We start from the raw sequence: 8,129 nt of genomic DNA, 5'->3' as shown, positions 1-8,129 counted from the left end.
CTGGAGTCTCGCATTTTCCCTCCGCTTAGATAGGTTTCTGTTCAAGGGGAGAAAAATCCCGAAAAAACACAGAATTAATGAGTAGATTTCTATCCTAGTGTAGGCAGAATACGAAGACTGAGGCCGTGCCCGTGGAAAGTGAAGTATTCTGCAGGAACGGCGTCCAAAGAGTTTTCACTACGCCGCAGTTTGTATCAATTGCGACGGTTACACAGTAACGAAACTATGTTAATTTATCTACGTATGACCAGGTAACTATGTTTCAATTTAAGCCGTTTTTATTTATTATATTTTCTGGTCATTGCATTATTTTACATAATTAAAGAAAAGATAAAGGAAGAATGTTACCATTACATTAAGTACAAGTATGAGGAGGGTCAATTAAAAATGACTGAAATAGAAGTTGGCGAAGTTTTTACGATTAGTGACGAAACAAACGAGGAACAAGCAGTTGAAGTATTAGCAAAGGTAACATTAGAAGGGGTTGACTATGTAGCAGTCAGCTTTGTAGAGGATTTACAGGAGGAAAGTGAAGAGGATATTGATATGTTTTTCCTCAAAATCGATGAAGAAAATGATATATCAGCAATTGAGTCCGACGAAGAATTTGATAGAGTATCCGAGGCATTTGACGCAATATTAGACGAAGATTAAAATAGTGGTATGAGAATTAGCCTGAATGGAAATTCAGCAGTACAATAGACTAACCCCTTCAAGAGGGGAAGGCGCAGTGTAGAAATAATCCCTCAACTGACAACCAAATCACATGAGGGATTATTTTTTATGGTTTTTATCAGACATAATCAACGCAATCCGCGTGCCGAAAGTATATTATCCCATTAGTCTTTCCGCTTCCTTTTTATCCAGTTCCATTTGCTTTACCAGATCATCTAGGTTAGAATAATTAATTTCTTCCCGAATAAAACGCATGAAAGATAGGGATACAGATTTTCCATATAAGTCACCTGAATAGTTCATCAAATATGCTTCTATTAAATATCCTTTTCCTTTTACTGTAGGCCGATAACCTGCACTAATAAGCACATGATAATAATCAGTAATCACTGATTTGTTATAAATACCAACGACCCCGAGGTACACACCTGATCTAGGGTTAACATATTCAGCAGTTCCCCCTAAATTAATAGTTGGAAACCCTAATTTTCGCCCCATTTTTTCTCCATGTATAACCGTTCCTTCAACCGTAAAAGCACGTCCTAACAGAGAATGAACCCGCTCCATATGACCTTCCTTTAAAGATTCACGGATTGCATTGCTGCTAATTTTGGTTCCATTTTCTTTGATTAATGGAGCTACTGTCACCTCAATATCAAGTTGAGCACACAACCGCAAAAGTTCTTCAGTGTTTGAAGACCCATCAGAACCAAAACGGAACCCTTCGCCTATTATGATGCGTTTTATAGGTAACTGTGACAAATACTCCAAAACAAACTCTTCCCTTTTGACTCGGTAATACCGTCCTACCCCATACTTTTCCAGTAAAGCAAGTTTAACTTTATCAGTTGTTATTTTATTTGCAGAATAGTTAGAAAAAAACATAACGGCTAGCGTATCCAGACTAGTATCCATATGATTTTTTGCTGTTTGAAGAACGCTCTGGTGTCCTTTGTGTACACCATCAAATTGACCAATCACTAGTATCAGTGGATCTTTATTCAGAGGTTGTTTTCCTGTCAAATCGATAATTTCCATTTTCTATCCCTCTTCTAAAAGTCATATTTAGCTTCTTCACTTTCACGAATCCTGGTAAACGTTTCTGTCAAAACAATGGTATCTTCAACCAAACGATCGATTCGGAAAAAAACGTCGTCTTCGATAATTTCTTTTCGTTGGAAATCTTTTTCCTCGATAAATACAAAGGTTTGTACCATTTGTGCTTTCATATATGACAAAATAGGCTTTAACTGTTGTTCTGCGATTAAATAATGTTTTGCAGAACCTGCTGTTACAAGTATGCTGACAACTTTATCGCGAAATGCATTGATCGGAAGTAAATCAAAAATATTCTTTAATGTCGCTGGTATCGATGCCTGAAAAATAGGCGTCCCGATAATTAATGCATCTGCTTCCATAATACTTTTTGTTATATATCCAGTATCGCCTTCATATTCCAAATAATTACGTCCATCACTAAACTGAACATCATATTCTGCCAAATCAATCAACGTTACTTCAACATCAGGATATTTAATACTGAGTGTTTTAACAGTGTAATCCATAGCGGTCCTTGTTTTTGAACCAACATTCGAACCGGATAATCCCACGACTTTCACATTCCCATCTCCTATTTCTTTGCTGTATATTTTCTGATTGCTGGTAGTATTTCTGTCCCGATGAGTTCAATATTCTTTTGCAACCGATCAAATGGCATACCACCAAAATCAATTTGGGCAATATAACGCTGATGACCAAACACTTCATGCTGATAAAGAATTTTTTCAATAATTTCCTGCGGGCTGCCAATATTCATTACATTGTGAGGATCTATCCCTTGCGCAAACTGTTGCTTCGGAAACCCTTGTCCATTTGTTCGCTTCATTCCTTCATTGATGTGCGGGTACATATCTTTAAGAGCTTGTTGTGATGTTTCAGCTGCATAGAAAAAGCCTGCAGTTGCAATTGGCAGTTCTGTTGAATCGAATCCTGCACGGTCCGCAGCTGCACGATAGGAATCAATGGTTCGCTTGAAGATAGAAACTGGTCCACCCAGATGAGCCATGAACATCGGAACTCCGGCATGTCCTGCTTTACTAGCACTGGCTGGGGAACCACCAACTGCGCGCCATATTGGCAACTTACCATTTTGTGGACGGGGAAGAACCTTCGCATTATTTAACGGTGCACGGAACTGTCCATTCCAATTGACAACTTCTTCTTCATTAATCTTCCTTAATAGGTCAAACTTTTCCTCAAATAATTCTTCATAATCACGCAGGTTATAGCCTAATAAATCAAATAAACCTATTCTTGATGCACGACCGGCTATAAGCTCAGCACGTCCTCCAGAAATTAAATCCAGCGTTGCAAAATTCTCGTACACGCGAACTGGATCTGATGTACTAATAATTGTCGAAGAGCTTGCAATTTTAATGTTTTTTGTAGCCTGAGCGATAGCTGAGAGTACAACAGCATGTGCCTGTGTTACAAAAAATTCCTGATGGCTTTCACCTACACTAAAAAAGTCAAGGCCTGCCTGATCAGCAAGTTTAGCATATTCAATAATATCACGAAGTCTTTGTCCTTCAGAAATTCTCTCACCTGTTATAGGATCCGGTAAATGATCACCCAGTGTATAAATACCAAATTCCATTCCTTTACTTTCATCGAAACCAAATTTATTCATATCCTATCACCTTTCTTAGAGCCTAGAATTATTGGGGTTGAAGTACGTTTTATAAAAGATTTAATCTATTAATTTTCTTTCATCAAATTTCCACTTTGCCTCCAATATGTTATTATGAACAATAGTAAACAATAATGTAAGTACGCACTTTCAGGAAATATAGTATCAAAAAGGATACTATTGGAGGAATATATAATGATGAGAATTGAACCGGAGTTATGTCGTGTAGAAGATGCTTTAGGGATCTTGGTAGGAAAATGGAAACCAATTATATTATTACATTTATTAAAAAAAGGTACACAGCGATTCAGCGAACTGAAACGAAATGTTCCTGGAGTCACACAAAAAATGCTAACGAAGCAGTTGAGAGAATTAGAAGACGAGGATATTATAAAACGAGTTGTTTATCCGCAGGTGCCGCCAAAGGTAGAGTATTCCATTACCGAATATGGGGAAAGCTTAGAGCCCATTTTATCAGCCATGCATGAATGGGGCACGAAACATACATTGCATAAGCAGAAAAAGCTGGAAGATAGTATATAAAGGGAAGTAGCTTTGAAGTTTAGTCTAACATCAGAAAAACCGTCGCGGCTTGGGAATCGACCGTCATCTGGAATTATCAACCGTTATCTGGAATTATCAACCGTCGCGGTCTGGGAATCAACCGTTATCCGGAATTATCAACCGTCGCGGCCTGGGAATCAACCGTTATCTGGAATTATCAACCGTCGCAGCCGGGGAATCAACCGTTATCCTGAATTATCAACCGCCGCGGCCGGGGAATCGACCGTTATCCGGAATTATCAACCGTCACGGCCTGGGAATCGACTGTTATCCGGAATTATCAACCGTCGCGGCCGGGGAATCGACCGTTATCTGGAATTATCAACCGTCGCGGCCGGGGAATCAACCGTTATCCGGAATTATCAACCGTCACGGCCTGGGAATCAACCGTCGCAGCCGGGGAATCCGCCGTTATCCGGAATTATCAACCGTCATTGCCTGGGAATCGGCCGTTATCCGGAATTATCAACCGACGCTAGTTTTGGGTGCCTTGCACCGATTAAATTGGTTAAAAAAAGCCCCCTTTACATGGACCAACTCCAGAGGGGGCTTGTTTTATTAGATGACAGACACCGCTTTTTTTAACAAAATTCTGCTTCTCTGCATTCTTTACATCTTTTGGGATGGACGAATCCCTTTTGTTTATAAAACTGTTGTTCACCAGTCGTGAAAGGAAAACGTTCACCACATACCCAGCATTTTAATAAAAGATCTTGAGGAGCAGAACCTACTAACGCTTCGTTGATTGCCTCATTCCTTACCCGTACAGAATGAATATCGAGTTCATCGCTTAATCGCAACGCCTCGATTGTTTTCCGAATCTCAACTCGGACTTTCTTATAATCACCCTTTTCCCATGCCTCTAAATAAGAAATATACAGTGGATTTCTAGTTTCCCTTATCTTCTCAAGAAATAACATGATCATACCTCGATTACGATCTTTGAGATAACTCATATCTGGAGTTTGCTTCTCTTGTTCCAACCATTGATTCCATTCAACTAATAGTTCTTTAGTCATCTGATCACGTTCAATCATCCATCCTCTATCGGTAAAAACTATCATCGGTAGCTTTCCAGAATACTCAATATCCAGAAAATCATAGTCTATCAGCCAATCAATTTTAGCTGTAATTTCCTTGATGGATAGGGAATTGAAATAGCCATATCCCGCGCATTGGTTTAAATGTAATTCAATTATTTTTTTCTCGCGTGAGCCTTTTAAAATTTTTGCAAGAAGTGTCCGTCCACCCTGTGCAATAATTTCATCTGCAGTTCTCAATATCACCCGAATCTCTTCTTCAGGTATTGTATCAGCAGCTTTCATTCTTAAGTACCTTCCCAAACTTATTTTCATATAAGTCACGAATCCAAATCTTAACAGGATCTTTCCATTTCTGATTAGGTGATGGAATATTTTTCGTTAAGCTTTTCGGTGTCATGCCAAGCTCCTTCGCCATTTGTACATCAGCCTGGTTGAGTCGGCAACGCTTTTTAGCCTCTGTCCAATCAGACTTCTTATATTTTGCCATCGTATTACATTCCTTTCCTATAATTAATCAGTCTTATGCTGTTCTTAGGGAGATTATAAAACAAAGTGTGAGAAAATAAAAGATACCTGACGATACTTCATCTTGCCTGCACTACTACTAAAAAGGCAGAATCCAATGTTATCATTCTTGGATTCTGCTAATAAATTTATACGTTTTTATCAATAGTATTACGTAGTTTGTTTTTATGTAATTCTTTAAAAGTACATTCTAAGCATCTATTAGAGAAGGGTGTAAATAAAGAAAAGACCCGAGTACAGCTATCGTTCCTCCTACCAATAAGGTTGGGGTGGTACCATAATTCTCACCTATAATCCCAGCAACTAAAGCAGCAATGGGCATTGATATCCAAGTCATAAAGCGACTGGTTGCTTGTACGCGTCCTAATAAATAATCTGGACTGATCTTTTGTCTGATGGTAACAATACAAGGACTCATAATAGCGGCGCAGATTGTTCCTAATGCATTCATAAAAACTAACCAAATGAAGGAATCATGTAAACCAAAAGCTATAATCGATCCTCCTCCCATAACACCAGCAATAAATAAAATACTTCTGTAAGAATAATATCTTTTAAGCACATTTGTTAGTAATGCACCAGCTATTGCCGCTGCACCACCAATAGAAATCAAATATCCTATCCGAACTGCGTCTAAGCCTACTGTAGATTTTAGGTGAATGACTAGCATCGTTAGAAAAAGGGTTGTTCCAAACACTGAGAACAGCATAGCTGAATTTGTATAAAGTATCGGCTTCTGTTGAATGACAAAAGTAAATCCTTCTTTAATATCAGCCAATGCTTTTGTGCTGCTCATTTTCGCTTTTTGGGAGTTACTTTCTACATTAATACTGCGAATAACCAAAAATCCCACAAAGAAAGACAGACTGTTTATAATCAAACCTATTCCAGGATTAAAAATACTAATAAGAATTCCGCCTAACCCAGGGGCAATAAAAACAGCAGTTTGAAATATCCCAGTATTAATCGAGTTTACCAATTGCAAATCCTTTTTTTGTACTAACCTGGTGACAGATGCAAATTGGGATGTATTATATACCTGAGTTAGGATACCAAGTATAAAAGCAGCTGCGTAAATTTTCCATATAAGCAGGTTATTCATTATGTATAGTGCACCTAAAGTACCTAGTGTTAAGAATCTACCTAAGTCACACACCATTAAAATCTTTTTACGATTAAAGTTGTCTGCCAACACACCAGTAAACGGCTGAATTAATATTGGTAGTCTCTCTAGGGCTGCAACTATTCCCATACTTAGTGGCGAACCGGTAATAGCCAACACAATTAGAGGCAGAGCAATCATGTATATTTGATCTCCAAAAAAGGAAATTAAGTTCCCACCAATAAACCTGAATAAGGGGTAATTCTTTTTAAACTCATGCACTTTCTCCTTTGATTCAGGATGTACATCTGGACTTCCCATTAAGTTTCTCTACCCCTTTCATTATTCACTTTCCAAGTAAAGTTTGAGTTCCATTGGTAAATTCTCTACCGCTCTATCATCAACGGTATATTTATTTACGTTCTGAGAAACTAACCTAGCAGACTTTAAGATTTTCAAATGGTGATGCACAGTTGTTTTACCCAGCTCCAAGTCAAATGTTAACTCCTGAAGGGACATATTTTTCACTTTGATCATTTTCAAGATCTTTAGTCGTGTCTCATCTCCTAAAGCTTTATACCGTTGCACTAATAGTTTATTAGGAACAAATTTACTATCACCAGAAATGCTCTCATTGGCTACAGCATAATAAAAAACTTTCACACCTTCCAGGTCAGCTTCGACATTCCATGGACGATAAATATAATGGGGTATAAGTAAGACCTTATGTACACTCGGCTCAGGGGGATACTTAACACCATCCGTTGCCCATTCTACAAACTGATCTGGTTCAAAACTTTTAAGCATCCTATCTTTCGAAGCTTTATCCGTTAATAGGATAGACTCCAATTTCTCTTTATCAGGCTCAATTATTGCCTTATACCACCCAGTCATAACTTCATATAAGTGATTTTTCAATTCCTCAATGGACACTTCACTGATAAATTCAAGGTATGTGGGAAGGAAAGGATGATTTCGTGTCATATGCTGTAATTCCTTAAGTGCTTCTTCTGATCCATTTATTAAATTATCTTTTAATACATCTGCTCCCTTACCCAGATAGGGAATTGCAATGCTTTTTAATTCCTTTGAAGATAAGCTTCTTACATATTTGTTGAAAGAAACTAAATCCGCAAAATCTTTTTGATGTAAAATCTGAAGAAGAGTCTTCCAGGTATTGTGTTTTTGAACATATTTAAGTTGCTCTTTCATGTCCTTCGATAAAGATTGGTCGACCAGCTCTCTTTCCTTTTCAGAAAGATCCAGCGTATCGATCAACGATTCATTCGTAATAGCTGCAATACCTAAGGCCGACTCCCATAAAAGAGAGCTTTTTACCTCAACAGTATATTTTTCTCTCTCTCGTTTAACACCTGTGGAAAATAACTCCATATAATCGCCTCCTTATTCTTTATTCTATATAAATAGAATGTAATATACAATAATTATTGTATATAAAGTTAAAAAAAAGACATTCTTTTGTGGAGAATATCTGCATTTCAACTTTATAAAAAAGTAGCTTCTTCATATA

10 protein-coding genes are annotated in these 8,129 nt (G+C 37.8%); 3 read left to right on the top strand and 7 right to left on the bottom strand.

What is annotated here, in order from left to right; all coding sequences use genetic code 11:
- Nucleotides 1-387 precede the first annotated feature (387 nt).
- Nucleotides 388-654, top strand: a complete 267-nt coding sequence (locus ACOI1D_RS20295; protein ID WP_422503872.1) for a DUF1292 domain-containing protein — start codon at nt 388-390, stop codon at nt 652-654.
- Between the two features lie 177 nt (nt 655-831).
- Here the strand turns inward: ACOI1D_RS20295 and ribF are convergent, their stop codons facing one another.
- The 3 genes from ribF to ACOI1D_RS20280 are packed head-to-tail and all read right to left on the bottom strand — an operon-like array spanning nt 832 to nt 3,364.
- Nucleotides 832-1,713, bottom strand: coding sequence for a riboflavin biosynthesis protein RibF (gene ribF, locus ACOI1D_RS20290; RefSeq protein ID WP_422503870.1), 882 nt, complete (start codon nt 1,711-1,713; stop codon nt 832-834).
- 14 nt (nt 1,714-1,727) lie between these two features.
- Complete coding sequence (locus tag ACOI1D_RS20285; RefSeq protein WP_422503868.1) at nt 1,728-2,294, bottom strand: NADPH-dependent FMN reductase; 567 nt, start codon at nt 2,292-2,294, stop codon at nt 1,728-1,730.
- Between the two features lie 11 nt (nt 2,295-2,305).
- Entirely contained in the window at nt 2,306-3,364 is a 1,059-nt protein-coding gene (locus tag ACOI1D_RS20280) for an LLM class flavin-dependent oxidoreductase (RefSeq protein WP_422503866.1), read from the bottom strand.
- Between the two features lie 198 nt (nt 3,365-3,562).
- On the opposite strand from ACOI1D_RS20280, the gene ACOI1D_RS20275 reads away from it, so the two are divergent.
- Together ACOI1D_RS20275 and ACOI1D_RS20270 are read left to right on the top strand one after the other, a co-directional pair.
- Nucleotides 3,563-3,907, top strand: coding sequence for a winged helix-turn-helix transcriptional regulator (locus ACOI1D_RS20275; protein WP_422503874.1), 345 nt, complete (start codon nt 3,563-3,565; stop codon nt 3,905-3,907).
- Between the two features lie 49 nt (nt 3,908-3,956).
- Complete coding sequence (locus ACOI1D_RS20270; protein WP_422503865.1) at nt 3,957-4,490, top strand: hypothetical protein; 534 nt, start codon at nt 3,957-3,959, stop codon at nt 4,488-4,490.
- A 19-nt stretch (nt 4,491-4,509) separates the two neighbouring features.
- On the opposite strand, the gene ACOI1D_RS20265 is transcribed toward ACOI1D_RS20270, so the two are convergent.
- The 4 genes from ACOI1D_RS20265 to ACOI1D_RS20250 all read right to left on the bottom strand — a co-directional run bounded on the left by ACOI1D_RS20265 (nt 4,510) and on the right by ACOI1D_RS20250 (nt 7,990).
- Nucleotides 4,510-5,253: an RQC-minor-1 family DNA-binding protein gene (locus tag ACOI1D_RS20265; protein ID WP_422503864.1), complete on the bottom strand. Its 744-nt coding sequence runs from the start codon at nt 5,251-5,253 to the stop codon at nt 4,510-4,512.
- Nucleotides 5,240-5,458 carry a hypothetical protein gene (locus ACOI1D_RS20260; protein WP_422503863.1) on the bottom strand — a complete coding sequence of 73 codons (219 nt, stop codon included), beginning with the start codon at nt 5,456-5,458 and terminating at the stop codon, nt 5,240-5,242. The genes ACOI1D_RS20265 and ACOI1D_RS20260 overlap by 14 nt, the downstream gene beginning before the upstream one ends.
- 228 nt (nt 5,459-5,686) lie before the next feature.
- Nucleotides 5,687-6,919, bottom strand: a complete 1,233-nt coding sequence (locus tag ACOI1D_RS20255; RefSeq protein WP_422503862.1) for an MFS transporter — start codon at nt 6,917-6,919, stop codon at nt 5,687-5,689.
- A gap of 21 nt (nt 6,920-6,940) precedes the next feature.
- On the bottom strand, nt 6,941-7,990 hold the full coding sequence (locus tag ACOI1D_RS20250) for an ArsR/SmtB family transcription factor (RefSeq protein ID WP_422503860.1): 1,050 nt from the start codon (nt 7,988-7,990) through the stop codon (nt 6,941-6,943).
- Between the last annotated feature and the right edge of the window lie 139 nt (nt 7,991-8,129).

The sequence above is a fragment of the Virgibacillus sp. DJP39 genome, from assembly GCF_049310925.1.
In the GTDB taxonomy this organism is placed as follows: Bacteria; Bacillota; Bacilli; order Bacillales; family Amphibacillaceae; genus Virgibacillus_F.
This window is presented reverse-complemented; position numbering and strand designations above follow the sequence as displayed.

Bases quoted from the DNA above. Each gene is read 5' to 3' on its own strand.
- ACOI1D_RS20275 (WP_422503874.1), top strand. From the start codon at position 3,563: ATGAGAATTGAACCGGAGTTATGTCGTGTAGAAGATGCTTTAGGGATC.
- ACOI1D_RS20280 (WP_422503866.1), bottom strand. From the start codon at position 3,364: ATGAATAAATTTGGTTTCGATGAAAGTAAAGGAATGGAATTTGGTATT.
- ACOI1D_RS20260 (WP_422503863.1), bottom strand. From the start codon at position 5,458: ATGGCAAAATATAAGAAGTCTGATTGGACAGAGGCTAAAAAGCGTTGC.
- ACOI1D_RS20255 (WP_422503862.1), bottom strand. From the start codon at position 6,919: ATGGGAAGTCCAGATGTACATCCTGAATCAAAGGAGAAAGTGCATGAG.
- ribF (WP_422503870.1), bottom strand. From the start codon at position 1,713: ATGGAAATTATCGATTTGACAGGAAAACAACCTCTGAATAAAGATCCA.
- ACOI1D_RS20250 (WP_422503860.1), bottom strand. From the start codon at position 7,990: ATGGAGTTATTTTCCACAGGTGTTAAACGAGAGAGAGAAAAATATACT.
- ACOI1D_RS20265 (WP_422503864.1), bottom strand. From the start codon at position 5,253: ATGAAAGCTGCTGATACAATACCTGAAGAAGAGATTCGGGTGATATTG.
- ACOI1D_RS20295 (WP_422503872.1), top strand. From the start codon at position 388: ATGACTGAAATAGAAGTTGGCGAAGTTTTTACGATTAGTGACGAAACA.